This is a genomic window from Pseudomonas sp. ArH3a, from assembly GCF_022648765.1.
Taxonomy (GTDB): Bacteria; Pseudomonadota; Gammaproteobacteria; order Pseudomonadales; family Pseudomonadaceae; genus Aquipseudomonas.
The window spans coordinates 4,408,519-4,433,503 of the sequence record NZ_CP080330.1; the positions used below are offsets into that span (position 1 = coordinate 4,408,519).

At 58.7% G+C, this 24,985-nt stretch carries 19 protein-coding genes and 4 tRNA genes; 7 read left to right on the plus strand and 16 right to left on the minus strand.

Annotated elements, in window-relative coordinates; all coding sequences use genetic code 11:
• Positions 1-137 precede the first annotated feature (137 nt).
• The gene (locus tag K0P33_RS20015) at positions 138-1,082 is read right to left on the minus strand and encodes a hypothetical protein (protein WP_094951497.1); all 945 of its coding nucleotides are present in this window, start codon (positions 1,080-1,082) and stop codon (positions 138-140) included.
• Positions 1,083-1,425: 343 nt separating this feature from the next.
• Between K0P33_RS20015 and K0P33_RS20020 the strand changes: the two genes are divergently transcribed.
• Positions 1,426-1,983 (plus strand): cytochrome b, encoded by a 558-nt coding sequence (locus K0P33_RS20020; RefSeq protein WP_094951496.1) that lies wholly within the window; start codon positions 1,426-1,428, stop codon positions 1,981-1,983.
• On the opposite strand, the gene K0P33_RS20025 is transcribed toward K0P33_RS20020, so the two are convergent.
• Together K0P33_RS20025 and K0P33_RS20030 are read right to left on the minus strand one after the other, a co-directional pair.
• Positions 1,973-2,863 carry a pyridoxal-phosphate dependent enzyme gene (locus K0P33_RS20025; RefSeq protein ID WP_242150746.1) on the minus strand — a complete coding sequence of 297 codons (891 nt, stop codon included), beginning with the start codon at positions 2,861-2,863 and terminating at the stop codon, positions 1,973-1,975. The two genes, K0P33_RS20020 and K0P33_RS20025, sit on opposite strands and share 11 nt — an antisense overlap.
• Positions 2,864-2,920: 57 nt before the next feature.
• Positions 2,921-4,960, minus strand: coding sequence for an NADPH-dependent 2,4-dienoyl-CoA reductase (locus K0P33_RS20030; RefSeq protein WP_242150749.1), 2,040 nt, complete (start codon positions 4,958-4,960; stop codon positions 2,921-2,923).
• A 211-nt stretch (positions 4,961-5,171) separates the two neighbouring features.
• Here K0P33_RS20030 and K0P33_RS20035 point away from each other — a divergent pair, with 211 nt between their 5' ends.
• The 3 genes from K0P33_RS20035 (at position 5,172) to K0P33_RS20045 (ending at position 8,669) form a co-directional block, all read left to right on the plus strand.
• Entirely contained in the window at positions 5,172-6,302 is a 1,131-nt protein-coding gene (locus K0P33_RS20035; RefSeq protein WP_094951493.1) for a carbon-nitrogen hydrolase family protein, read from the plus strand.
• A 4-nt stretch (positions 6,303-6,306) separates the two neighbouring features.
• A complete protein-coding gene (locus tag K0P33_RS20040) occupies positions 6,307-7,341 on the plus strand; it encodes an AraC family transcriptional regulator (protein ID WP_094951492.1) in 1,035 nt (344 codons plus the stop codon).
• A 326-nt stretch (positions 7,342-7,667) separates the two neighbouring features.
• Positions 7,668-8,669 (plus strand): pyruvate dehydrogenase, encoded by a 1,002-nt coding sequence (locus tag K0P33_RS20045; RefSeq protein WP_242150752.1) that lies wholly within the window; start codon positions 7,668-7,670, stop codon positions 8,667-8,669.
• Positions 8,670-8,792: 123 nt separating this feature from the next.
• On the opposite strand, the gene K0P33_RS20050 is transcribed toward K0P33_RS20045, so the two are convergent.
• Positions 8,793-9,263, minus strand: coding sequence for a MarR family transcriptional regulator (locus K0P33_RS20050; RefSeq protein WP_094951491.1), 471 nt, complete (start codon positions 9,261-9,263; stop codon positions 8,793-8,795).
• Between the two features lie 145 nt (positions 9,264-9,408).
• On the opposite strand from K0P33_RS20050, the gene aceE reads away from it, so the two are divergent.
• Positions 9,409-12,069 (plus strand): pyruvate dehydrogenase (acetyl-transferring), homodimeric type, encoded by a 2,661-nt coding sequence (gene aceE, locus K0P33_RS20055; protein WP_242150756.1) that lies wholly within the window; start codon positions 9,409-9,411, stop codon positions 12,067-12,069.
• Between the two features lies 1 nt (position 12,070).
• Here the strand turns inward: aceE and K0P33_RS20060 are convergent, their stop codons facing one another.
• Together K0P33_RS20060 and K0P33_RS20065 are read right to left on the minus strand one after the other, a co-directional pair.
• Complete coding sequence (locus K0P33_RS20060) at positions 12,071-12,877, minus strand: DUF2242 domain-containing protein (RefSeq protein ID WP_242150759.1); 807 nt, start codon at positions 12,875-12,877, stop codon at positions 12,071-12,073.
• Between the two features lie 89 nt (positions 12,878-12,966).
• The gene (locus K0P33_RS20065; RefSeq protein ID WP_094951488.1) at positions 12,967-13,866 is read right to left on the minus strand and encodes a LysR family transcriptional regulator; all 900 of its coding nucleotides are present in this window, start codon (positions 13,864-13,866) and stop codon (positions 12,967-12,969) included.
• Between the two features lie 119 nt (positions 13,867-13,985).
• Here K0P33_RS20065 and K0P33_RS20070 point away from each other — a divergent pair, with 119 nt between their 5' ends.
• A complete protein-coding gene (locus K0P33_RS20070; RefSeq protein ID WP_242150764.1) occupies positions 13,986-15,161 on the plus strand; it encodes an MFS transporter in 1,176 nt (391 codons plus the stop codon).
• 75 nt (positions 15,162-15,236) lie between these two features.
• On the opposite strand, the gene K0P33_RS20075 is transcribed toward K0P33_RS20070, so the two are convergent.
• The 6 genes from K0P33_RS20075 to tig all read right to left on the minus strand — a co-directional run bounded on the left by K0P33_RS20075 (position 15,237) and on the right by tig (position 23,786).
• Positions 15,237-17,111 carry a SurA N-terminal domain-containing protein gene (locus tag K0P33_RS20075; protein ID WP_242150767.1) on the minus strand — a complete coding sequence of 625 codons (1,875 nt, stop codon included), beginning with the start codon at positions 17,109-17,111 and terminating at the stop codon, positions 15,237-15,239.
• A gap of 231 nt (positions 17,112-17,342) precedes the next feature.
• Positions 17,343-17,615, minus strand: a complete 273-nt coding sequence (locus K0P33_RS20080) for an HU family DNA-binding protein (protein WP_003174819.1) — start codon at positions 17,613-17,615, stop codon at positions 17,343-17,345.
• Positions 17,616-17,763: 148 nt separating this feature from the next.
• A complete protein-coding gene (gene lon, locus K0P33_RS20085) occupies positions 17,764-20,160 on the minus strand; it encodes an endopeptidase La (RefSeq protein WP_094951485.1) in 2,397 nt (798 codons plus the stop codon).
• Between the two features lie 192 nt (positions 20,161-20,352).
• Positions 20,353-21,636 carry an ATP-dependent Clp protease ATP-binding subunit ClpX gene (clpX, locus tag K0P33_RS20090; RefSeq protein ID WP_017136464.1) on the minus strand — a complete coding sequence of 428 codons (1,284 nt, stop codon included), beginning with the start codon at positions 21,634-21,636 and terminating at the stop codon, positions 20,353-20,355.
• Between the two features lie 112 nt (positions 21,637-21,748).
• Complete coding sequence (gene clpP / locus K0P33_RS20095) at positions 21,749-22,384, minus strand: ATP-dependent Clp endopeptidase proteolytic subunit ClpP (protein ID WP_094951484.1); 636 nt, start codon at positions 22,382-22,384, stop codon at positions 21,749-21,751.
• A gap of 91 nt (positions 22,385-22,475) precedes the next feature.
• Positions 22,476-23,786, minus strand: coding sequence for a trigger factor (gene tig / locus K0P33_RS20100; RefSeq protein ID WP_242150770.1), 1,311 nt, complete (start codon positions 23,784-23,786; stop codon positions 22,476-22,478).
• Positions 23,787-23,930: 144 nt separating this feature from the next.
• Here tig and K0P33_RS20105 point away from each other — a divergent pair, with 144 nt between their 5' ends.
• The gene (locus K0P33_RS20105) at positions 23,931-24,296 is read left to right on the plus strand and encodes a hypothetical protein (protein WP_242150773.1); all 366 of its coding nucleotides are present in this window, start codon (positions 23,931-23,933) and stop codon (positions 24,294-24,296) included.
• Between the two features lie 57 nt (positions 24,297-24,353).
• On the opposite strand, the gene K0P33_RS20110 is transcribed toward K0P33_RS20105, so the two are convergent.
• From K0P33_RS20110 to K0P33_RS20125, 4 genes are all read right to left on the minus strand, one after another.
• Positions 24,354-24,429: transfer RNA gene (locus tag K0P33_RS20110), tRNA-His, on the minus strand.
• 77 nt (positions 24,430-24,506) lie between these two features.
• Positions 24,507-24,591: transfer RNA gene (locus tag K0P33_RS20115), tRNA-Leu, on the minus strand.
• Between the two features lie 57 nt (positions 24,592-24,648).
• Positions 24,649-24,724: transfer RNA gene (locus K0P33_RS20120), tRNA-His, on the minus strand.
• Between the two features lie 32 nt (positions 24,725-24,756).
• A tRNA-Arg gene (locus K0P33_RS20125) sits at positions 24,757-24,833 on the minus strand.
• Positions 24,834-24,985 lie beyond the last annotated feature (152 nt).

The window sequence follows — 24,985 nt, forward strand, 5'->3', positions numbered from 1 at the left end:
CCGACTCGATACGGCCCAACCAGATCCGACCCCCAACGCTACCCCGGATGCCACTGCATTAGACTCAGCAGCGCTTTGTCTCGAAATGCTATTGCCGACCATGTGCCCCTCCTTCTCTCAGTTGATTCACTTCACACTCAGATTAACTCGTACGTCACGCCACGATGGTTATCCGGCAGTCTTTGTTTGGTCGTGCACCCATCCACCATTCCCTCAAATGCAAAGTTTGTGTTACCGCCAATTTTGACAACACCGATACCACCGCTCTGAAGCAGCGCCGGCCACGTGGTCAGGCGCATCACCCCTTCAAGCCCAAGTTGCTTGAGACTGGTCGCGGGGTCCTGGTTACTACACAAGGTATTTAGGCCATCCATAAAGCTTTTCGGGGTACCGCCAACGTGTTCCAACTGCGCTCGCTTGGCACTCGCGGCGTACATGAATGCCACGTCTTTATACATACCGCCATCTTCCGGATTAGGGCCGTGCTGAAACCCCGAGAACACTTTCGCCCGCGCTATTTCCTTCAACGTAAGGTGAAGTTCAAAACCATCTCTCATGACTACTTTGTAACCACTGTCCGACCGCACCACACTTGAAAATACGCCCAAAGGGCTTTGACCATACTTCATCATTGCCGCTTTGATCGCCGACAGAGCAGGCTCATTGTTTTTGGTCCCATACATGACACCCGCCCAGACATCCGTTGGTCGCTCACCTTTTTTCTTTTTAGACAGCGCTGGGTACTGATGACTATCAACCGGCGACTGCAATGATTGCTTGCTATCGTTGATTGCAAACTTATCAATGAGTGTTTTTTTAACCGTTGTTTGCTCCGGGCGCTGCGTTTTATTTTGAAGTAATCGCTCCAGCGCTGGCATGAGCGCATTCAGGGTTGAAAACAGTGATTTAACGGAGGCCTGTGTATCTGAGTCCTGGGCAACCGCCCGCTGACCAGAATGTTTGAACACTTGCGTTTCCTGCAGGCCCGCTGACACTTCATGACGTTTCGAGCTCGGCCCCTCCAATCCATTCGAATGATCTTTCGAACCCATGGAGCGATTGCCCAAGTAACCACTGATCATTTGCACTTCTCCACGACAATAAGAGCCCCCTATTTGAAGCTGAGCTCAATAGATGAACATTCACCGTAACGTCACGAGCAGCGATTCAACGTACATCGGCTCGCCCCTAACTCTGTGATCGTCACAAGTCATCGAGTTCCTTCCTAGGGGCGTTAGCGCTGTAACCAAACGCTGCGAATCCATAGGAAAATTCGGAATACTGCCGCGCAATAATCCTGTTGAGCCCTAACAACCCAGGTGAAAAATTGATTTACCGCAGGCAGTTCCTGAGAAACCGGCTTACAGTTACAGGACTCCGTCGCTAAAGAACGGAGGTTTGCCCTGATGAGTGAGGAAGAAAGCGATGCCGTGGAAAAACTCCGATACGCGCTACAGCACCATGTCGATTGCGTTGCACTGGTTGATGGTGCTGCTGCTGGCAGTGGTTTACGCCTGCATAGAGTTACGCGGCCAGTTCCCCAAAGGCAGTGGCGCGCGAACACTGATTGTCGAAATGCACTTTATGTTCGGCCTCACCGTATTTGTGCTGGTATGGCTACGCCTGTTTGCCCGCAGCCTGGGCGTGGCGCCGAAGATCGTGCCGACACCGCCGCAATGGCAAAGCCTGCTGGCGACCCTGATGCATGTGGCGTTGTATGCGCTGATGATCGGCATGCCGATTGCGGGTTGGCTGATCGTCAGTGCCGAGGGCCATTCGGTGATGTTTTACGGGATTGAGTTGCCGCCGTTGATCGCTGAAAACAAGGCGCTGGCCAAAGAGATTGAGCACTGGCATGTGCTGTTCGGCCAGGTCGGCTACTGGCTGATCGGGCTGCATGCGCTGGCCGGGATCATTCACCACTACATCCTGCGAGACAACACGGCGCTGCGCATGATGCCGGGCAAGAAGGCTATCCCATAAACCCTCGGCGGCCTTGCAGGCCGCCGGTATGCACGAAGATCAGGCGAGTGCCGGGAGTAAAACGCCCGGCCTCGATCTGTTGCTTGAGCGCCAGCAAGGCCTTGGCGGTGTAAAGCGGTTCCAGCGGTAAACCGCAGGCCTGTTCCGTGGCGTGCATGAACTCAAGCAATAGCGGGTCTACCTTGGCGAAACCGCCTCGGCTTGCATCCAACAATTCATACCCCTGCTGCACAATAGCCTGCACGTTCTGTGCAACACCGTGATCCTCCGGCACCGCCATTGCGCCGTATACCGGATGTGCCCCCGCCTCTGCCAGCGCCAGCCCGGCCAACGTGGTGCCGGTGCCCGCCGCCAGCCACCACGCGTCGTAATCGGCCCAACCGAGGTTGCTCAACTGCCCGCGCGCTTGCTCGACCAGCACCGCGCACCCCACTGCACCGGTTGTGCCACCGCCGCCTTCGGGCACGGGGTACAACTGCGGATACTGTTCGCGCCATGGCAGCCAGAAACCTGGCTCGTGACGTGCACGATAGCCGCCATAGCCCAGCCAATACAGCTGCATGCCGAAGGCTTTCAGATCAAGGACGGTGGGCGTGTCTTGAGGGTGGCCGCGCAGCAGGCCCACGGTGGGGAAATCAAAGCGTTTGCCGGCTGCCGCGAGTGCGTGCAGGTGGTTGGAGTGAGCACCGCCCAGGCTGATGACCCCGCTGGCACCGGCGGCTTGCGCCTGGGCCAGGTGTTCGGTGAGTTTGAACCACTTGTTGCCGCTGATCAGCGGGTCGATGCAATCCAGGCGCAACACGGCCACCTCGACGCCGTTCAGCCAGTCCAACTGCAAGGGTTCAAGGGGCGCGTGGGGAAGCCAGTCGAAAGGGCCCATCGGGAGGCATCTGAATGAAAAAAGGGGCGGTAGTCTAACACCGCCCCTTCTTTCGCCTTACAGCTCGGCAGCGAGGCGCGAGCCCTGGTTGATGGCCCGTTTGGCATCCAGCTCGGCCGCCACATCGGCGCCGCCGATCAGGTGCACGTTCTGGCCGGCGGCGACCAGGCCGTCCTGCAGTTCGCGCAGCGGGTCTTGCCCGGCGCAGATGACGATGTTGTCCACCGCCAGCACCTGCGGCTCGCCCTCGGCGCCGATGCGGATATGCAGGCCTTGATCATCAATGCTCAGGTACTCGACGCTGTTGAGCATCTGCACGCGCTTGTTCTTAAGGCCCGTGCGGTGGATCCAGCCGGTGGTCTTGCCCAGGCCGTCGCCGACCTTGGAGGTCTTGCGTTGCAGCAGGAACACTTCACGCGCCGGGGCATGCGGCGCAGGCTTGATGCCGGCCACGCCACCACGGGCTTGCAGCTGGGTGTCGATGCCCCACTCTTTCCAGAACGCGTCGCGGTCCAGGCTGGTGGACACGCCCTCGTGCACGAGGAACTCGGACACGTCGAAACCGATGCCGCCGGCGCCAATCACGGCCACGCGCTTGCCCACCGGTTTACGCTCGAGGATCACGTCCAGGTAGCTCAGCACCTTGGCGTTGTCGATACCCGGGATAGCTGGCGTGCGCGGCGCAATGCCGGTGGCCAGGATGATTTCGTCGTAACCACCTGCCGCGAGTTGCGCAACATCCACGCGGGTGTTGAGGCACAGCTCGACGTGGGTGGTCTGCAATTTGCGCTTGAAGTAGCGCAGGGTTTCGAAAAATTCTTCTTTGCCCGGCACACGCTTGGCGATGTTGAACTGGCCGCCGATCTCGCTGGCGGAGTCGAACAAGGTCACTTGGTGACCGCGCTCTGCCGCCACAGTGGCCGCCGCCAAGCCCGCGGGGCCAGCGCCCACCACGGCGATTTTCTTGATCTGCTTCACCGGCAGGTAATTCAGCTCGGTTTCGTAGCACGCGCGCGGGTTGACCAGGCAGGTGGTCAGCTTGCCGCCGAAGGTGTGGTCCAGGCAGGCCTGGTTGCAGCCGATGCAGGTGTTGATTTCATCGGCGCGGCCGGCTGCGGCCTTGTTGACGAACTCCGGGTCGGCAAGGAACGGCCGCGCCATCGAGACCATGTCGGCATCGCCTTCGGCGAGGATCTGCTCGGCAATTTCCGGGGTGTTGATACGGTTGGTGGTGATCAGCGGAATCTGCACCGCACCGCGCAGCTTGGCGGTGACTTTGCTGAACGCGCCACGCGGCACTTTGGTAGCGATGGTCGGGATGCGCGCTTCGTGCCAGCCGATACCGGTGTTGATAAGGGTCGCACCGGCCTGCTCGATGGCCTTGGCCAACTGCACGATCTCTTCCCAGGTGCTGCCGCCTTCGACCAGGTCGAGCATCGACAGGCGGAAAATAATGATGAAGTTCGGGCCTACCGCTTCGCGTACGCGGCGTACGATTTCCACCGCCAGGCGCATGCGGTTTTCGTAGCTGCCGCCCCAACGGTCGGTGCGGTGGTTGGTGTGGGCGGCCAGGAACTGGTTAATGAAGTAGCCTTCGGAGCCCATGATTTCGACGCCGTCGTACTCGGCGACCTGGGCCAGCAGCGAGCAGGTGACAAAATCCTGGATCTGCTTTTCGATGCCTTCTTCGTCCAGCGCCTTGGGCTTGAACGGGTTGATCGGCGCCTGGATCGCGCTCGGTGCAACCTGCTTGGGGCTGTAGGCATACCGGCCGGCGTGGAGGATCTGCATGCAGATCTTGCCGCCGGCTTCGTGTACGGCCTGGGTGACGATCTTGTGCTTCTGCGCTTCTTCGTCGGTGGTCAGCTTGGCAGCACCGGCGTACACGCCGCCTTCATCGTTCGGGCCAATACCGCCGGTGACCATCAGGCCGACGCCGCCACGGGCACGTTCGGCAAAATACGCGGCCATGCGTTCGAAGCCGCCGGTTTTTTCTTCAAGCCCGGTGTGCATCGAGCCCATTAGGGTGCGATTGCGCAACGTGGTAAAACCCAGGTCCAACGGGGCCAGCAGGTGCGGGTAGGCAGCAGCGGTCATGGTACAGCTCCACAACGGATCATCACGGGACGTGGAAGGCTCGAATGGCCTGCCATCGGTTTATGTCCCACAGACTAAGAGGCGATGGACTACCGCTCAATGACCTAAACTGACAACTTATTGATCGAAATGTACAGCGCCCCTTGGCAAGCGGGCACATGGGCCCTACCCTAGTCGCGAACCCTGCACACGGTCTGTTGTCTGTTGCCCCATGCGTAAACTTCTAGCATTCACTCTGATCATGGCCCTGGTTGCCGCCGTTTCTGCCTATCTGGTCTGGACCCAGGAGCGCCCCGTGGCGCACTACCTGTCGGACTTGCGCATCACCTTGGCCGTCAATGAAGGCGAGCCTGCCGATCGCGGCAACTTGTTGGGCATCCAGCCGGAGCTGTTCCCCGCCGATTACCAGAGCCTGGAACGCCTGCACCTGAAGCTTGCGGCCTACCTGCAAAAGGCCCAGGACCAAGGGCTGATCAATGAAAAAACCATCGTGGTGCTGCCGGAACATATCGGCACCTGGCTGATGCTCAGCGGCGAAAAAAACGAGCTGTACCAGGCAGTGCATTTGAAGGATGCAATGAACTGGCTCTCGGCGAGTAACCCGCTGCAGTTCGCACGTGCGTGGATCAGCGCCAAGGGCGATAACCGCATGGACGACGCGTACCTGCGCATGAAAGCCCCCGCCATGGCCCGCGACTATCAAGTGCTGTTCGGCGGCCTGGCCAAGGAATTTGGCGTCACGCTGGTGGCCGGCTCCATTGCCCTGCCCAACCCGAGTGTCGAACAAGGGCAACTGCACATCGGCCATGGCGCGCTGTACAACGCAAGCCTGGTGTTTGGTGCCGACGGCCTGCCGGTGGGCCAGCCGCAGCGCCAGTTCTATCCGATCTACGATGAGCGCGGGTTTATCGAACCGGGCGATGAAAACATCGTCAGCGTGGTCGATACCCCGGCCGGGCGTCTGGGTATCCTGATCGGCAGCGACAGCTGGTACCCGGACAACTACCGCAAACTCAATGAGCAAGGCGCGCAATTGGTCGCGGTGCCGGCCTTTGTCATTGGCCGCGACACCTGGGACCGCCCATGGCGCGGCTTCAAAAGCGTCTCGACGCCGCCCGAAATCAGCCTCAAGCCCGAAGAACTCAGCGAAGGCGAAGCCTGGCGCCGCCTGACCCTGATCAGCCAACAGCCGATCAGCCAGGCGACCGCCGGCATGAGCGTGTTCCTGCGCGGGCAGTTCTGGGATTTGGGCACCGCCGGGCACAGCTTCCTCAGCAGCAACGGGCAAATCAACGCCGACAGCGGTGCCCGTGGTGCGCGCCTGCTGAATATCTGGCTGTAGCGCCTTGAAGCCGGTGCGCCTTGGCGATCTGTCGGTGGGCTTCGTGCACACCCTGGCGGATGCCATTCAAAGTCATGGCCTGGACCCGCAACCGCTTTTGCTGCAATACGGTCTCGACCCGGCGCGCCTTGCCGAAGCCGGCGCGCGTTTGTCGATCCCGCGCTATATGCGCCTGGGCCACGCGGCCATCCAACTGACCGGCGACCCCAGCCTGGGCCTGCGCATGGGCCAGCTTAGCCGCTTGAGCCAGGCAGGCCTCGCGGGTGTTACCGCCGCCCAAGCCCCCACTGTGCGTGAAGCCGCGCGCACGCTGACCCGCTTTGAAGCGCTGTACGGCTCCAACTATCGCGGGCAGTCAAGTTTTCATGAGGATGCCGAAGGCGCCTGGCTGCGCTTTTATTCCATCAGCCCGTACAACGCCTACAACCGTTTTGTGGTGGATTCGATTATCGCCGGCTGGTTGCAGCAATTGTCCAGCCTGGCTCAGCAACCGCTGCAAGCGCAGCGCATCGACATCGAATTCCAAGCCCCCGAGTACAGCGAGCAGTACAGCGTACTGGGCGACAGCCCGGTGCACTTCGGCGCCGAGGCCAATCAATTGCGCCTCAGCCAACAGACGTTGGCACTGCGTAACCCGCAGCATTGCCCGAGTACCTGGCAGCTGTTGTTGAAGTTGTGTGAACACGAGTTGGAGCAGTTGACCCGCACCCGCAGCCTGCGCGAGCGCATTACCCGGTTGCTGGGGCCGATGCTCAATGGCGGCCGGGAACCCGACCTGGAAGAAGTGGCGGCACGCTTGAAGCTGCCAACCTGGACGCTGCGCCGCAAACTGGCCGAAGAAGGCACTCAGTTTCGCGCGATTCTCAACGATACCCGCCGCGATTTGGCCATGACCTACATTCGCGATACGGAACTGGCGTTCGGCGAGATCGCCTACTTGCTCGGTTTTGCCTCAGCCCAAGCCTTTCAACGGGCGTTCAGGCGCTGGAACAACCAGACCCCAGGGGAATTTCGCCGCAGTCAGCGGCATTCCGCCTGAAGTCGGTATTACAGCTCAGTTGCGTCATCGACCGGATCCAGCGGATCCAATTCAAACGCGTGGTACTCCAGCAGTTCTTCTTGGTAATCGTCCATGGTGGACTCCTTGTGGGTTTAAAGCGGCTGCCAATAAATGACCTGCACAGCCAGCCTAAAGTGCCGCGATGACAAAAAAATGTCTGCGCCATGACGTTCCTGCACGTGCTGATTAAACGTAGCAACGTTGGGTTGATTTAGCATTTGGGTGTTGATGCGCGATTGCAATCATTGCAAGTGCAATTACTTTTCCATTAGGGTACGAACTTCTGCTGCCAGGAGCCTCGCCCCATGCCCGCCTCTACCGCAAACGCCGCGCAGCTGTGCATCGACGCACTCAACACAGCCGTAGATTCGCGCAGCTCGCCGCTGTACACGGTCATGCACATGGCCAATACCCTGGAGTTCAGCCGACAAGCCTGGGTGATTCGGGGCCAGTCACGCAGCCGGCGCGTGGGCAATTGGCCTAGCTGGTTCGCGCGCAATACTGGGGAAAAACCACTGCTGTACCTGCACAGCGCGGCGTCGTCGGCGCAGTTATGTGCCCTGGCGGACGAAACCGCGCAGCGTGGCATCCTGTGCAACGACATCGAAAATCAACCGTCTGCGTGGCCCAAGGGCGCTCAACCGTCATTGCCGTTGTGGCTGGCGGCCCATCCACGTTGCACGCCGTATGACCCGGCCTCGGGCGAGGAAGCCCGCGCAATTGTGCTGGCGGGGTTGCGCACGCTGTATGTCGACGGCAAGCCGGGGTTTTATTACTTGGCGCTGCATGATCAGCAAAGCGCAGTGACGCTCGATGCACAGGATCGTGAAGATGCGCTCAAAGGGATGTACCCAATCCAACGTCGCCAAGGGGATGTGCGATTGCTCGGCGCGGGACGGGCATTGGGCGAAGTGGTGCACGCCGCGCACTTGCTGGAACAGGACTGGGGCGTCACGGCAGCGGTGTGGAGCTGCCCCAGCTACACGCGACTGGCCCGCGAAGCGGCAGCGGCTGAACGCTGGAATCGGCTGCACCCCACGGCGCCCAAGCAAAGCTGCCATTTACGTGATTGCCTGGCCGGGAGTACCACGCCAGTGATTGCCGTCACCGGTTACCCGCAGCCGATTGTCGATCAGTTAGCGGGGTATGTGGACGCGCGTTTTGTAGCGCTGGGCGCAGGCTCGGTGCAGGCGTCTGCGCCCAGCCGTTATTGGATTGTGGTGTGTGCGTTGAGGGCGTTGGCGGATGAAGGGGCTATCGATGCACAGCAGGTGGTACAGGCGATGAACCGGTATCCACTCAAGTGAATGGGAAAACCGTCAACTGTGGGAGCTGGGTCGCCTGCGATAGCAGCGTGTCAGGCACTGTATCTGATGCGGATGTACCGCTATCGCAGGCAAGCCAGCTCCCACATGGGTTCCTCGTATGCCTCAGATCTTGCGTCGACTGCGGGTTTGCACACCCGCCTCCACCGCCAACCCCGCTGCACGCTCCAAGGTATCGGCAAACAACTGGCGCTGCTCAGGCTCGATGTGCGACAGGAACAACTCGTCCACGGTGCTTTCGTAGATCTTCCACATCTTTTTGCGCAACACACGACCCGCGTCGGTGATCGAGGCAAATGCCGCACGGCCGTCGCCGTCAGACCGCGAACGTACCACCAGGCCGTCCTTTTCCAGGCGGTCCACCAGGCGCGTCAGGTTGTAGCGCTCGATCGCCAGCACATCGGCCAATTCGTGCATGCGGCGAGTGCCCTCGGGGCCGCTTTCCAGGCCCCACAGCGCGTCATACCAGGCATACGGCGGCAGGTCAGCCTCGGCCAAGCGGCGTTCGATTTCACGGATGACCGTCCTGTGGGCCCTGACAAAACGGAACCATACATCAGGCTCTTTCGACGACATGCAACACCATCCGAGGAATTTCAAGAAGGTTGCAATAGTAGCTCATCCCGGGCTAGATTCAGGCATGTCGTTGCAATTGCAATTACATTTGCACTGCTCCCACAAGGAGCTTGCCGCTTGAAATCCGCCTACCCTGGAGCCTCACATGACCCCCAATAACGCAGTAAGACTGGACGACGATCCACAGGAAACCCGCGAGTGGCTGGAGTCCATCGAATCGGTGCTGTCCACCGAAGGCCGCCCGCGCGCCCACTACCTGATTGATCAGTTGCTGGATTTCGACGTTGCGCGCCATGGCGACTTCTACGGGCGGGTGACTACGCCATACGTCAACACCATCCCCGTTGACCGCCAACTGCCCTACCCCGGCAACCTGGCCATCGAGCGGCGCACCAATGCGTTTATCCGCTGGAACGCGATGGCGATGGTATTGCGTGCAGGCAAACATTCCGGAGTGGGTGGGCATATCGCGACGTATGCGTCAGCCGCTGTGCTGTACGACGTAGGCTTTGACCACTTCTTCCGTGGGCGCACCGACAGCTTCGACGGCGACCTGGTGTACATCCAGGGCCATTCCTCCCCTGGCATCTACGGCCGCGCCTACTTGGAAGGCCGCATCAGCGAAGCGCAGCTGGACAACTTCCGCCGCGAGGCAGGTGGCGAAGGGTTGTCGTCCTACCCGCACCCACGCTTGATGCCGGACTTCTGGCAATTCCCCACCGTGTCCATGGGGCTGGGTCCGATCACCGCCGCCTACCAGGCGCGCTTTATGCGTTACCTGGAGTTTCGTGACCTCAAACAGCACCAAGGCCGCAAGGTCTGGGCGTTCCTCGGTGATGGCGAAATGGACCAACCGGAATCCCTCGCCGCGATTTCCGTGGCCGGCCGCGAGAAACTCGACAACCTGATCTTCGTGGTCAACTGCAACCTGCAACGCCTGGACGGCCCGGTGCGCGGTAATGCCAAGGTGATCCAGGAATTCGAAAGCCTGTACCGCGCCGCCGGTTGGAATGTGATCAAGGTGATCTGGGGCGGTGGCTGGGATGCGCTGCTGGAAAAGGACCACAGCGGCCTGCTGCGCCAACGCATGATGGAATGCGTGGACGGCGACTATCAGAACTACAAATCGCAGAACGGCGCCTATGTGCGCGAACATTTCTTCGGCAAATACCCCGAATTGCTAGCATTGGTTGCGGACATGTCCGACGACGAAATCTGGAAACTCTCACGCGGCGGCCATGACCCAGATAAGGTCTATAACGCCTACGCGGCCGCCGTGCGCCACAAAGGCCAGCCTACGGTGATCCTGGCCAAGACGGTGAAAGGCTTCGGCATGGGTGAAGCTGGCGAAGGCCAGAACATCAACCATCAGTTGAAGAAGATGGGCGCCGAGGCGGTAAAAGCCTTCCGCGACCGCTTCGGGCTGGAAGTGGCGGATGACCAACTCGACGAAATCCCCTACCTCAAGCCCGCGGCCGACAGCGAAGAAGCTCGCTACTTCGCCGCTCGACGCCAGGCCTTGGGCGGCTATGTGCCCGCGCGGCACACTGCCGTACAGTCCTTGCAGATCCCCGAACTGAGTGCCTTTGCAACCCAACTCAAAGACACCGGCGAACGCGCGATCTCCACCACCATGGCATTCGTGCGGATCCTCGGCACGCTGCTCAAGGACCCGCACCTGGGAAAACTGATCGTGCCCATCGTGCCGGATGAGTCGCGCACCTTCGGCATGGAAAGCTTGTTTCGTCAGATCGGCATCCACTCGGCTGTAGGCCAGCTCTACACGCCGCAGGACGCCGGGCAATTGAGCTACTACAAGGAGAGCAAGGACGGACAGATCATGCAGGAAGGCCTGAATGAGTCCGGCGCCATTTCCTCGTGGATCGCGGCAAGTACGTCCTACAGCAACCACGGCCTGATGACCGTGCCGTTCTACATTTTCTACTCGATGTTTGGCTTCCAGCGCGTCGGCGACCTGGCCTGGGCGGCGGGCGACGCACGGGCGCGTGGCTTCCTGCTCGGCGCCACGGCCGGGCGCACCACGTTGATGGGCGAAGGTTTGCAGCATGACGATGGCCACAGCCACATCTTGTCGTCGGTGATCCCGTGCTGCGTCTCGTATGACCCGACGTTTGCCTACGAGCTGGCAGTGATTATTCGCGAGGGCATGCGGCGCATGTATGTCGAGCAGGAGGACATTTACTACTACATCACCCTGCTCAATGAAAACTACGCGCACCCGGCAATGCCCGAAGGCGTTGAGGAGGGGATTCTCAAGGGCATGTACCCACTGAGCAGCCACCCGCAAGCGCAGGTGCAACTGATGGGCAGTGGTTCGATATTGCGCGAAGTGATTGCCGCCAGCGAATTGCTCGACAAGGACTTCGCCATCCACAGCAATGTGTGGAGTGTGACCAGCCTGACCGAGCTACGCCGTGACGGGCACGCGGTGGAGCGCTGGAACCTGCTGCATCCGCAGAACGAGCCGCGCACCAGTTATGTCGAGCAATGCCTGGCCGGGCAAACCGGGCCGGTGGTGGTCGCCACGGACTACATGAAATTATTTGCCGACCAGATTCGCCCTTTCGTTCACGGCCGACGCTTTGTGGCGTTGGGCACCGATGGCTTCGGGCAATCGGATACCCGGGAAACCTTGCGCGAATTCTTTGAAGTGGACCGCCACTTCATTGTGCTGGCGACCCTGAAGGCGTTAGCGGATGACGGGCTGATCGGACGCGAGAACGTCAGTGAGGCGATCAGCCGCTACGGGATCAACGTCGACAAGGCGAACCCCGTAGCGGTCTGAGTTACTGCGCAGGTGTCGGCAGTGGTGGAATGGCTTCTGCTGGCGCCGGCAAGACCGGATTGGTCGGCGCTGCCGCTGGCGCCGGTGCAGGTGCAGGTGAAGGTTCTGCCTGCGGGGCAATCGGCGCCGCCTCCACTGGCGGTGCCAGGGGTTCGGAGGCGGCAGGCGCTGCCGGTGCTTCTTTCGGTGCCTCGACCTTCTCGGCGGCCGGAGCCGCCTTGGGTTCCGGCACACCGAGTTCAGCCTTGGGCTTCTCAGGAATATGCTCGGCCTTCTTCACTTCCTGCGGCAGGAACACGTCCACCAGCGCGAAGTAACGCTCATAAAACTTTGGCGCTGAGACCGTCTCGCTCGCGACCTTCACCATCGAGTCATCGGTGGAGCCAATCGGCATCGACACCGAACCCAACACGCCGACACCCAGGCTCGCGGAGTTGTTGACCTTCTTCAGCGCGTAGCGATCCTGCAAGGCATTGGCAAACATCGTCGAATGCTTAGCGCCTTTGCCATCATCGGCACACACCACGTTGAAGCTGATCTGCAGGTGGGTTTCGCCCGTCTGCTGGAAGCTCTTGTTACCGACCACCAGCTTCGGATCGCTGCTGGTGATGATGTAGCCCTGGCTCAACAGCGCACGGCGCGCCGCTTCACAGGCCGCCACGTCGCTGACCGGGTAATCACGGGAGAACGTACCGGAGTCGTCGAAATTCTCATGTTCGTAAATAGCGGTCTTGGGTGACGAGCAGCCCGCGGCGCCCGCCAGCACCAGCGCCAGCCCGAGGCTACGCAAGTGAAATGATGTCGACATCGAAAATCCTGAGGAAAACAGTCCGGGCGGTATTGTGCAACAGAACGAGGCCTTGGCGCGCGCATTCCTGTCGGTAAAACGTCACAGGCCTACAGGACAGCGCCTGCAGGAAAAAGCCCGGCACACATATGATCAATAAACACGCGCAGCTTGGCCGAGGCATGGCGACTTGATGGCCATAACATCCAGAAGCTGCCACGGTGCTCAAGATAATCGTCCAGCACCCGCTGCAAACGCCCTTCACGCACCGCCTGATTGACCATGAAATCCGGCAGGCAGGCAATGCCCAACCCTTCGTGCACCACATGGTTGAGGGACTCGATGGTGGTGCTGACCAGCGGTGCGCGCAGTGTGGGTTCCATTGAGCCGGGTACGTGCCGCAACGGCCAGGGTTCCAACTTGCCGGTGGCGCAAAATTTGTGGCGCAGGCAGGCGTGACCGTTCAAGTCCTGGGGCTGTTGCGGAGTGCCATATCGAGTGAAGTATTCCGGAGTGCCGACCAATACCAACTGGTAATGCCCCAGGTGACGCGCCATCAAACGCGAGTCTTCCGGCTTGCCGGTACGAATCACCGCGTCGAAGCCTTCTTCGATCACGTCGACCATGCGGTCGGAAAAGTCCACATCCAGCTCGATGTCCGGGTAAGCCCGCATAAAGTCGCTGAGCACCGGCATCAACAGGCCGCGTACTTGCGGCAAGCTGATACGCAGCTTGCCCCGAGGCGTGGCGCTGGCCTCGGTCAACTCCTGCTCGGCCGCCTCGACCTCAGCGAGAATCCGCCGCGAACGCTCGAGGAACAGCGCGCCTTCACTGGTCAAAGTAATGCTGCGCGTACTGCGATGAAACAGGCGCACGCCCAGGCGCTCTTCGGTGCGCGCGATGCTTTTGCCCACGGCCGAAGACGACACCCCAAGCACGCGGCCAGCCGCGGTGAAGCTGCGAGTCTCCGCAACCTGCACAAAAACCGAGAGGCTACCCAAACTGTCCATCGCCCTACCCTTGAAGATTGCGGACATCAATGTCCGATAAGTTCGGAACCTTAGCCTGTTTTTCCGTAAGCAACAGCCCCCTACTCTGCCTGCTTGCCCTTTTTCATGGATAGCACGCGATGAGCAACAGCCCTTCACTGACCGATTCCCCCTCTGCAACCCAGCGTGACGCACTGCCACTCGGTGGTTTGCTGGCCTTGGCCGCGGCCGGGTTTATCACCATCCTCACCGAAGCCATGCCTGCCGGGCTATTGCCGCAGATGAGCGACGGGTTAAGCGTTTCGCCGGCATGGGTGGGCCAGTTGGTCACCGTGTATGCCCTCGGTTCATTGCTCGCGGCCATTCCCCTCACACTGCTGACGCGGGGCTGGCGGCGCCGGCCGTTGCTGCTGATCGCCATCGCCGGCTTTGCTTTGGTCAACAGCGTGACGGCGCTTTCCACCCATTACGGCTTGACCCTGGTGGCGCGTTTTTTCGCCGGGGTCTTTGCCGGGCTGCTCTGGGCGCTGCTGGCCGGGTATGCCAGCCGTATGGTCGCGCCACACCTGCAAGGCCGGGCGATTGCCGTGGCGATGCTTGGCGCACCGTTGGCATTGTCACTGGGTGTACCGGCGGGCACCTTTCTCGGTACTGCCGTCGGCTGGCGCCTGAGTTTTGCGATCATGACGGGGCTGACGCTATTACTACTGGTTTGGGCGCGCTGGCAGCTCCCGGACTTCGCCGGCGAACCGGCAGGAAAACGCTTGGGGCTGCACAAAGTGCTGACCTTGCCAGGCATTCGTCCGGTGCTGTGGGTGACGTTTACCTACGTACTGGCCCACAACATTCTCTATACCTACATCGCGCCACTGCTCGAGCCCGCCGGGATAGTTGCCGATATTGATCGCGTGCTGCTGGTGTTTGGCCTTGCTGCGTTGTTGAGCATCTGGCTGGCCGGTGTGCTGATTGATCGATGGTTGCGCGTGCTGCTGGTGATCAGTTGTGCGCTGTTTGGCTTGGTCGCGCTGGCATTGGCGTTCTGGATCACCTCGCCCGTGGTCATCTACGGCGCCGTGGCGTTATGGGGCCTAGCGTTTGGTGGGTTGCCGGCGTTACTGCAAACGGCATTGGCCAAGGCCGCGGGAGCGTCGGCGGATGCGGCCCAGTCGATGCTGGTCACTGTGTGGAACCTGGGCATCGCCGGTGGCGGGTTGGCCGGTGGTGTGTTGCTTCAGGGCTGGGGCGTCGGCGCTTTTGCTTGGGCGGTTGTGCTGCTGATGCTGTTGGCCTTGGCCGGTAGCCTGAATCGCGGTTAAAAAAAAGCCCCCGGTCTGAAAAGACCGGGGGCTGATCGTTCCCACACTCGCAGAGCGTGGGAGCGATCACCAACATCAGAATTTCTTGATGTCAGCCTTGGTTTCCAACTGCTTGCGGAACGCAGCAAAGTCTTGCTGGCCGATACGCGAAGCGAGGAAGCGGCGGTATTGCGCCTTTTCTTCGTCCGTCGGCGCAGCCGCTTCGTTCACGCCGTTCAAGCGCACGATCACCAGGCTACCGTCAGCCAGGGTCACGGTGGTGAAGGTCGGCTTGTCCTTGGCCGCAGGCTTAGGCATGCGGAACAGGGCTTGCAGCACGGCAGGTTCGACCCCTTCGGCGCTACGGGTAGCCGCTTCAGTGACTTTCCACGCCTGGCCATCGATCGGCTGGTTCAGCGGGGTCTTGCCATCGCGCAGGCTGGCGATCAACTCGTCAGCATGAGCCTTGGCAGCCGCGCTGGCGCGTTCCTTGGTCATCTGCGCACGGATCGCGGCAGAGACGCTTTCCAGTGGCAGTTGCGTAGGCTTCAGGTGCTCTTTGGCTCGCAGCACGATGATGGTTTCAGGGTCCAGCTCGATGGCGGTGCTGTTGGCACCCTCATCCAGCACTTCCGGGCTGAACGCTGCGGTGACCACGGCGCGGTTGGCTGCAACGCCTTCGCCACCTTCACGACCGAACGGCGCGGAGGTGTGCACGGTCAGCTTCAGGTCAGACGCCGGCTGGGCCAAGTCGGAAGCTTCGAATGCCGCATCTTCCAATTGCTTGGAGGCATCGACAAAGCGCTGCTCAACTTGCTGGGTCTTGAGCTCGCGGGTCAGCTTGTCTTTCAGGCTGGCAAACGATGGCACTTGGGGTGCTTCAACGCCCAACAGCTTGATCAAGTGCCAACCGAACGTGGTGCGTACAGGCGCCGAAACCTGATCCTTGTTCAACGCGTACAGCGCCGTTTCGAAGTCCGGGTCGTAGACGCCTGGGCCGGCAAAACCGAGGTCGCCGCCATTGTTGGCCGAACCTGGATCCTGGGAGAACTCCTTGGCCAGGGCTTCAAACTTCTCACCCTTGGCCAGGCGTGCCTGGATTTCTTCGATCTTGGCCTTGGCTTGCGCCTCGGTGACCTTGTCGTTGACTTCAATCAGGATATGCGCGGCACGACGCTGTTCAGCGAGGTTGGCGGTTTCTTTCTGATAGGCAGCCTGCAGTTCTTCGTCCTTGACAGTGACCTGGTCGAAGAAGGAAGACTTCTTCAGTTCCAGATAGTCGATAACCACCTGGTCCGGGGTCATGAACTCTTTGGCGTGCTGGTCGTAGTAAGCCTTGACCTCGTCGTCGGTGAGCTTCACCGCCGCAGGGTTGGCCTTGATGTTGACGGTGGCGAAATCGCGGGTCTGTTTTTCCAGACGGGCGAATGCCAGCACTTCGGCGTCGGTGACGAAACCGCTGCCGGCGATACCTGCGCGAACCTGGCCGATCAGCATTTCCTGGGTCAACATCTGACGGAATTGCATGCGGCTGTAGCCCAGTTGACGGATCACCTGGTCAAAGCGTTCGGCGCTGAACTTGCCATCCACCTGGAATTCCGGAGTCTGCAGGATCACCTGATCCAGGGCCGCTTCAGAGAAGCCGAACTTGGAATCAGCCGCGCCTTGCAGCAACAGCTTGCGATCGATCAGACCCTTGAGGGCCGCATCGCGCAGCAGTTTTTCGTCCAGCAGAGAAGCGTCGAAATCCTTGCCCAGCTGTTGCATCAGCTGGCGACGTTGCATGTCGACGGCCTGGCTCAATTCGGTTTGGGTGATTTCTTCACCGTTGACCTTGGCCACGTCCTGCGTGTTGTTGGTCGAAGCCTGGAAAATAGCCTCGATACCGGTGAACGCCATCAATGCGACGATGATCCCGATAATAGTTTTGGCAATCCAGCCTTGTGAATTGTCCCTGATATTCTGCAGCATGCGTCCCCCAGAAACGGTTGATCTTCAAGAATTAGGCAACCGTGGAGCGTGGGTAGAGTCCGGATAGAAGAAAGGCGCATCCGAGGATGCGCCTTCTCGTAACTGGCGGAGCGGACGGGGGTTTGAACCCACACCCCCGGCGTGGCGACCCGATGGATACTTGGGTCAGCTGCCGCTCCGCTGCCAGGCCAGACCTGCGTCCGACCCGGGTAGGTAAGGCTTGAACGAAGCTTAGTTAACGGCTTCTTTCAGGGCTTTACCGGCTTTGAAACCTGGTTTCTTGGCAGCAGCGATTTGCAGTGCTTTGCCAGTCTGTGGGTTACGGCCAGTGCGCGCTGGGCGGTCAGTCACAGAGAAAGTACCGAAGCCTACCAGCACTACGGAGTCGCCGGCCTTCAGAGCGCCAGTGACGGATTCGATTACTGCGTCCAGCGCACGGCCAGCAGCAGCTTTCGGGATATCAGCGGATGCGGCGATAGCATCAATCAGTTCCGACTTGTTCACTCTAAGTCCCCTTATATATCTATTGAGTATGATTCTAAGTTTTTTGGTGAAAGCAAAAACCAGTGCTGAATGGCCTACAGACACTTAAGAGCCGCTTTATAACAAGGGCTCTAAAAAGCTGTCAAGGAAGCCCCCAGGCTTATTCGCATTAATGCGTGCTAATTCTTTCCTTGGAATCAGACTCACGTTTTTCGTCCTTAGCGACAATCTCCGGAGCCACATCCGGCAAGGGCTCCGGCGCGTATTGCAGCGCAATTTGCAGGACCTCGTCAATCCATTTAACCGGTTTAATCTGAAGATCCGCCTTAATATTGTCCGGAATTTCCTTCAAGTCGCGAACATTCTCTTCAGGAATGATCACGGTCTTGATTCCACCCCGGTGCGCAGCGAGCAATTTCTCTTTCAGACCACCGATGGCCAATACCTGGCCACGCAGGGTAATTTCGCCGGTCATTGCCACATCGGCGCGCACAGGGATGCCGGTCAATGCCGACACCAGGGCCGTGCACATGCCTACGCCAGCGCTAGGGCCGTCTTTGGGCGTTGCCCCTTCCGGCATATGGATGTGGGTGTCGTGCTTCTCGTGGAAGTCCAGGGGGATCCCCAGGCTCTTCGCGCGGCTGCGCACCACGGTCTGCGCGGCCGTGATGGATTCGACCATCACATCGCCCAGCGAACCCGTTTTGATCAGTTGGCCTTTGCCCGGGATCACCGCGGCTTCAATGGTCAGCAATTCGCCGCCCACCTGGGTCCACGCCAGGCCAGTCACCTGCCCTACTTGATCCTGCTGCTCAGCCAGGCCGTAACGGAATTTTTTCACACCCAGGAAGTGTTCCAGGGAGTCGGCAACCACCTTCACCGAGAAGCGTTTTTCCAGTGCGTGTTCTTTGACCGCCTTACGGCAAATCTTCGCGATCTGGCGCTCAAGGCCCCGTACACCGGCCTCGCGGGTGTAGTAACGCACGATGTCACGGATCGATTCGACATCAAATTCGATCTCGCCCTTTTTCAGGCCGTTGGCCGAAATTTGCTTGGGCGCGAGGTATTTGACAGCGATGTTGATCTTCTCGTCTTCGGTATAACCCGGCAGACGAATCACCTCCATCCGGTCCAGCAAGGCTGGCGGAATGTTCATGGAGTTGGAGGTGCACAGGAACATTACGTCGGACAGGTCGTAGTCGACTTCCAGGTAATGGTCGTTGAAATTGTGGTTCTGCTCAGGGTCGAGGACTTCGAGCAATGCCGAGGCCGGATCGCCACGCATGTCGCTGCCCATTTTGTCGATTTCATCGAGCAGGAACAGAGGGTTGCGCACACCCACTTTTGTCATCTTTTGAATCAATCTTCCCGGCATCGAACCGATGTAAGTCCGACGATGGCCGCGAATTTCCGCTTCATCGCGCACACCACCGAGGGCCATGCGCACGAATTTACGGTTGGTGGCGTTGGCAATCGACTCAGCCAGGGACGTTTTACCGACACCAGGAGGACCCACCAGGCACAACACCGGGCCACGAATCTTCTTCACACGCTTTTGCACGGCGAGGTATTCGAGGATGCGTTCTTTGACTTCTTCGAGGCCATAATGGTCGGCGTCGAGAATATCTTCGGCACGAGCCAAGTCCAGGCGCACTTTGGTCTGGGCCTTCCACGGCACTTGCACCAGCCAGTCGATGTAGGAACGCACCACGGTGGCTTCGGCCGACATCGGCGACATTTGCTTGAGCTTGTTCAGCTCTGCGTTAGCCTTGGTCAGGGCGTCTTTCGGCAGGCCGGCGGCGTCGATACGCTTTTTCAGCTCTTCGATTTCGTTGTGGCCTTCCTCGCTGTCGCCGAGTTCTTTCTGAATGGCCTTCATCTGCTCATTCAGGTAGTACTCGCGCTGGCTGCGCTCCATTTGTTTCTTCACACGACCACGGATGCGCTTCTCAACCTGCAGCAGGTCGATCTCGCCATCCAGCAGTGCCAGCACGTGTTCGACACGGGCCGACAGGTCGATGATTTCGAGGATGTCTTGCTTCTGCTCAATTTTCAGTGCCATGTGCGCAGCCATGGTGTCAACCAGGCGGCTTGGCTCATCAATGCTGTTGAGGGACGACAGGACTTCAGCCGGGACTTTCTTGCCCAACTGCACATACTGCTCGAACTGCGAGAGCAGGCTGCGCACAAACACTTCGGATTCGCGCTCAGGGGCTTCGACTTCGTCGATCAGCGCCACTTCGGCGCGCAGGTGGCCATCCACCTCCATGAAACGTTCCACCGCGCCGCGCTGCTCGCCTTCTACCAGCACCTTGACGGTGCCATCGGGCAACTTAAGCAATTGCAGGACAGTAGCAATGGTACCGACGCGATACAGGGCGTCTTCGCCTGGATCATCATCAGCTGGATTCTTCTGGGCCAACAGCAGGATCTGCTTGTCGCCCGTCATCGCAGCCTCGAGGGCTTCGATAGACTTCTCGCGCCCCACGAACAGCGGGATAACCATGTGCGGATAGACGACGACATCACGCAACGGCAGGAGAGGCAATTCGATGGTTGTCTTCATGATTTCGCCTCTATGACAGTTGAAAAGTAAGCTTGAAACCAAGATGGGGGCTGCTTGCAAAAAAAACAAGCTCAATGCCAGCAGTTAAACGCATGAATAAACGCGAATTTAAAATAACTGCCGAAAAAAACCGACCACAAAAAAACAAGGGGCCCCGAAAGGCCCCTTGCTTGTACTGCGACGACTAAACGCTTACGCGTCGGGTGCAGCCTTGGCAGCCGGCTCACTGTTTTCGTAGATATACAGTGGCTTGGACTTGCCCTCAATAACGCTTTCGTCGATCACCACTTTACTCACCTCGGACTGCGAGGGGATTTCATACATGGTGTCGAGCAACACGCCTTCGAGGATCGAACGCAAACCACGTGCACCGGTCTTGCGCTCCAGTGCCCGTTTGGCCACTGATTTGAGTGCGTCGGTACGGAACTCGAGGTCTACACCTTCCATCTCGAACAACTTGGCATATTGCTTGGTCAGGGCGTTTTTCGGCTCGGTGAGGATCTGAATCAACGCAGCCTCATCCAGCTCGTCCAACGTGGCCAGGACCGGCAGACGGCCAACGAATTCCGGGATCAGACCGAACTTGACCAAATCGTCAGGCTCGACTTCACGCAGGGACTCGCCCACCTTCTTGCCTTCTTCCTTGCTGCGCACTTCCGCACCGAAACCGATGCCGCCACGCGTGGAACGCTGCTGAATAACCTTCTCCAGACCGGAGAACGCACCGCCACAGATGAACAGGATGTTGCGCGTATCAACCTGAAGGAATTCCTGCTGCGGGTGCTTGCGGCCGCCTTGTGGCGGTACGGAAGCAACCGTGCCTTCGATCAGTTTCAACAGAGCTTGCTGCACGCCTTCACCGGAAACGTCCCGAGTGATCGACGGGTTGTCGGACTTGCGCGAAATCTTGTCGATTTCGTCGATGTAGACAATACCCATCTGGGCTTTCTCTACGTCGTAGTCGCACTTCTGCAGCAGTTTCTGAATGATGTTCTCGACATCTTCACCCACGTAGCCAGCCTCGGTGAGGGTGGTGGCGTCGGCGATGGTGAACGGAACATTCAGCAGACGAGCGAGGGTTTCTGCAAGCAAGGTTTTACCCGAGCCTGTAGGACCGATCAGCAAGATGTTGCTCTTGCCGAGTTCGACTTCGTCGCCTTTCTTGTCACGCTGGTTCAAGCGCTTGTAGTGGTTGTACACCGCTACGGCCAGAACCTTCTTTGCACGCTCTTGACCAATCACGTACTGATCAAGGATGCCGCTGATTTCTTTAGGCGAAGGTAATTTATGCGCGCTGCTCTCGGCCTGGGCTTCCTGCACCTCCTCGCGGATGATGTCATTGCACAGGTCGACGCACTCGTCGCAGATAAACACCGAGGGGCCGGCAATCAATTTGCGCACTTCATGCTGGCTTTTGCCGCAGAAGGAGCAATAGAGCAGCTTGCCGTTGTCCTCGCCGTTGCGGGTGTCAGTCATTCGTTCGATCCAAATCCGATAGGCTTGCAACACAAGATGAAGGCTTATGCGGGCTTTTTCAAGCCCGCCGGTGGTCGGACATGCCGACCAGCCCTATTTTGAGGTGCTTATATTAAGCGGGGCGCTTTTCGATCACTGCGTCGATCAACCCATAGTCGCGCGCAGCTTCGGCGCTCATGAAGTTGTCACGATTGGTGTCACGCTCGATTTCTTCCAGGGTGTGCCCGCTGTGCTTGGCCATCAATGTGTTGAGGCGCTCACGAATAAACAGGATTTCCTTGGCGTGAATCTCGATGTCCGACGCCTGGCCCTGGAAACCGCCCAGAGGCTGGTGAATCATCACGCGCGAGTTAGGCAGGCAGTAACGCTTGCCCTCGGCACCCGCGGTGAGCAGGAACGCGCCCATGCTGCAGGCCTGACCGATGCAGGTGGTCGATACGTTTGGCTTGATGAACTGCATGGTGTCGTAGATCGACATGCCCGCCGTTACCGAACCGCCCGGAGAGTTAATGTAAAGATGGATGTCCTTGTCCGGGTTTTCCGCTTCAAGGAACAGCAGTTGCGCGCAGATCAGGTTGGCCATGTAGTCCTCTACAGGGCCGACCAGAAAGATCACTCGCTCCTTGAGCAGGCGCGAGTAGATGTCATAGGCGCGTTCGCCACGAGCAGATTGCTCGACAACCATCGGGACCAGGCCGCCAGCGGCCTGGACATCAGAGTTCTGCTGAATATAGGAATTAAGGAACATGCTCTGCAGTTACTCCCAAATAGTCATGTCTTGAAAACGCATAAGCCAGCGCGAGGCTGGCTTATGGTTGTATTTCCAACGAGTTGGACAATCAGTCGGCTTGTGCTGCTTCCGCCGGTTTGACTGCTTCTTCGTAAGAGACCGCTTTATCGGTCACCTTAGCCTTCTGCAGAACAGTATCCACAACTTGTTCTTCAAGCACAACCGAACGCACTTCGTTCAGCTGCTGGTCGTTCTTGTAGTACCAAGCCACAACCTGCTCAGGCTCCTGGTAGGCCGAAGCCATTTCCTGGATCATTTCGCGAACACGGTCTTCGTCAGGCTTGAGGTCGAATTGCTTGACCACTTCAGCCACAACCAGGCCCAGCACAACGCGGCGCTTGGCTTGTTCTTCGAACAGCTCGGCCGGCAGTTGGTCAGGCTTGATGTTGCCACCGAACTGCTGAACCGCTTGAACGCGCAGGCGATCCACTTCGTTGGACAGCAGGGCCTTAGGCACTTCGATCGGGTTGGCGGCCAGCAGACCGTCCATGACCTGGTTCTTGACCTTGGACTTGATGGCCTGACGCAGCTCGCGCTCCATGTTCTTGCGAACTTCGGTGCGGAAGCCTTCGATACCGGTTTCCTTGATACCGAATTGAGCGAAGAACTCTTCGTTCAGTTCTGGCAGCTTAGGCTCGGACACACTGTTGACAGTCACAGTGAACTCGGCGGCTTTACCAGCCAGGTCCAGGTTCTGGTAGTCAGCAGGGAACGTCAGGTTCAGAACGCGCTCTTCGCCGGCTTTGGCGCCAACCAGGCCATCTTCAAAGCCTGGGATCATACGGTTGGAACCCAGCACCAGCTGAGTGCCCTTGGCGGAGCCGCCAGCGAATACTTCGCCGTCAACCTTGCCAACGAAATCGATGTTCAGTTGGTCTTCGTTCTGGGCAGCGCGATCGGCCACTTCGAAACGCGTGTTCTGCTTGCGCAGGATTTCCAGCATGTTGTCCAGATCGGCATCCGCCACGTCAGCGCTCAGGCGCTCAACAGCGATGCCTTCGAAACCGGCAACGGTGAACTCTGGGAACACTTCGAATACAGCGACGTATTCCAGGTCTTTACCAGCTTCCAGAGACTTAGGCTCGATCGAAGGCGAGCCGGCTGGGTTCAGCTTGTGCTCGACAACCGCTTCATAGAAAGAAGCCTGGATCACGTCACCAATCGCTTCCTGACGCGCATCGGCACCAAAACGACGCTTGATTTCGCTCATTGGCACTTTGCCTGGACGGAAACCAGCGATTTTGGCCTTTTGGGCAGTCTGCTGCAGACGCTTGTTGACCGCAGTCTCAATACGCTCTGCCGGCACGGTGATGCTCAGGCGGCGCTCGATAGCAGTAGGTTTTTCAACAGAAACTTGCATGGATATTCCTCGTTGCACAGACGTTAGCCGGCCGTTTCCGACCCCAGAATCAAGGGCATGCATTCTAGTGGGTCAAACTCAAGAAGTCACCCTACTGAAAACGGGTGGAAAAACAGCAGACCATTTATAGGTTCAAGTGCACGCATGCACCTCATCCCGTTAGCAAATACAGCTCATCACGCCAGGGCTCTGCATCAACCCTTCTATATAGAAGGGCGTGGACACACACCCTCGGCGACCGGCCTTGCAGGCAAGGCCGTAGGGCACGGCAGCAGCATCGAGAAACACAAATACGACGAAACGCCCCACCCTCGAAACTCAAAACACTTAAACAAAAACGGCACAGCCCTTTTTCAGGTACTGCGCCGTTATTCGCTATTAAATAGCTGCACTGACCCTCATATAGCCTCGGATCAGTTCTACACGCTCAAAACCGGCAACGATTCTAACGCCAAGGCATTGAGAATGCTTGTTTTTTCTTGGCGTCAAGATCCACCGCACAAGCGATAGGAAATATCCGACACAAAAAAAAGCGCCAGATCATTGATCTGGCGCTTTTTAATAATATGGGGTGGACGAAGGGGATCGAACCCTCGACAACGGGAGTCACAATCCCGTGCTCTACCAACTGAGCTACGCCCACCATATTGCATTAACAAAGAACTCAAACATCTTCTTTGTTGAACCCTGCACCACCTGACGGCGGCACAACGTTTTAATTGGTGCGGATGAAGAGACTCGAACTCTTACGCCTCGCGGCGCTGGAACCTAAATCCAGTGTGTCTACCAATTCCACCACATCCGCGCTTGAAGCTCTTAAAGCAAAGGCGCCAGACGATTAATCTGGCGCCTTTTAAAAATATGGGGTGGACGAAGGGGATCGAACCCTCGACAACGGGAGTCACAATCCCGTGCTCTACCAACTGAGCTACGCCCACCATCTAGCGCTACTTGTGCCAAAGCTGCCTAATGGCGCACCCGGCAGGACTCGAACCTGCGACCATCCGCTTAGAAGGCGGATGCTCTATCCAGCTGAGCTACGGGCGCCTTATTAATCTGCACTCTTTGAAGATTACAAACTAAATGCTTCCAGCCTTGCAGTACAACAATTCTGCTCGACCTTCTTAACCAGTGCTAGGCTGTGCCCGACAAGTGCGACGAATAGTATAGAGGGCCTTGATACCCGTCAAATCTTTTTT